The organism is Streptomyces sp. NPDC002588, from assembly GCF_040295925.1.
Classification (GTDB): Bacteria; Actinomycetota; Actinomycetes; order Streptomycetales; family Streptomycetaceae; genus Streptomyces.
In genome coordinates this window covers 1-1,294 of the sequence record NZ_JBEOWF010000125.1, presented here as the reverse complement: position 1 = coordinate 1,294, position 1,294 = coordinate 1, and the positions used below count along the sequence as shown (strand labels likewise).

2 protein-coding genes are annotated in these 1,294 nt (G+C 71.1%); both read left to right on the top strand.

From position 1 onward, the window contains the following. The coding region (locus tag ABT057_RS49090) for an NAD(P)/FAD-dependent oxidoreductase (RefSeq protein WP_352351919.1) at nucleotides 1-1,068 on the top strand (1,068 nt) is incomplete at its 5' end. 45 nt (nucleotides 1,069-1,113) lie between these two features. After that, nucleotides 1,114-1,294, top strand: a 181-nt coding sequence (locus ABT057_RS49085) for a hypothetical protein (protein ID WP_352351921.1), incomplete at its 3' end; no start/stop codon positions are given.

The following is a 1,294-nucleotide window of genomic DNA, read 5'->3' as shown; positions in this document are numbered from 1 at the left end:
CCCACTCCGCTGTCGAAGGAACTCCTCACCGGTGAGATGGACGAGGACGAGGTCCGTCTGCTTCCCGAGGAGGACTTCGACGACCTCGGGGTGGACCTGCAGCTGGGAACGCCGGCCCAGGCGCTGGATCTCGTCGGGCGCAAGGTCCACGTCGGCGGGTCACGCCTCCCCTACGACGGGCTGATCATCGCCACCGGCTCCGCGGCGGTCCGTCCTCGCGGCTGGTTCGGTCTGGAGGGTGTGCATACGCTGCGCACGCTCGAGGAGGCCCGGCGCATCAAGCAGGCCATGAGCAGTGGCAGGCCTTCCGTGGTGGTGGTGGGGGCGGGTTTCATCGGCCTGGAGGTCGCCGCGGCCGCGCGCCATCACGGTCTCGAGGTCACGGTGGTCGAGGCCGCGGCGGTCCCGTTGCAGCGGGCGGTGCGCGCGGAGCTGGCGCAGCCGGTGGTGCGTCTGCACCGTGACCATGCGGTGCGGGTGCTGTGCGGGGTCGGGGTGGCACGGATGCTGGGCTCGGACCGGGTCGACAAGGTCGAGCTCACGGACGGCACCGTCCTGGACGCCGGTCTCGTCGTCGTCGGTGTCGGAGCCAGGCCCGCCACCGGGTGGCTGGCCGGCTCCGGGCTCGCTCTCGACGACGGGGTCATCACCGATGCGACGCTGCGGACCACGGCTCCCGGGGTCTACGCGGTCGGAGACGCGGCCCGCTGGCCCCACCCCGGCGGCGACTCCGTCCGGGTCGAACACTGGACCAACGCCCGTGAGCAGGGACGGCGGGCGGCGCTGAACCTGCTCGACCCGCAGGCCGCGGAACCCTACAACGGGGTGCCGTACGTGTGGTCCGACCAGTTCGGGCAGCGCTTCCAGAGCGCCGGCACGGCACACGGCGAACACCTGCACTTCCTCAGCGGAGGCCCTGAGGAAGAGACGTATGTGGCTCTGCTCGGTGACGGCGTGAAGGTCATCGGTGCCGCCGGGTTCGGCGGCCATCCGCGGCAGTTCACCAAGGCCCGGCGGCTGGTCACCGCGGGCACCCCCTGGCCGGAGGCCACAGGCCACAACCAGTGACCGGCCACGCGTCCCCAACGGTCCGGGGAGAAAGAAAGGCAATTCATGGTCACCAGTGTCGATTCGGCGGTTGCGGAAATGCGTGACGCTTCCCGGGAGGGGTTGCTGCGCACGCTCGGCGATGTCGAGAGGCGGGTGCTGTGGCTGGCGACCGCGATCGTCGATCACGCGAACCGGGTGCGGCCCAATCCCACGGGGCTGAAGGTGGGTGGCCATCAGGCGTCGA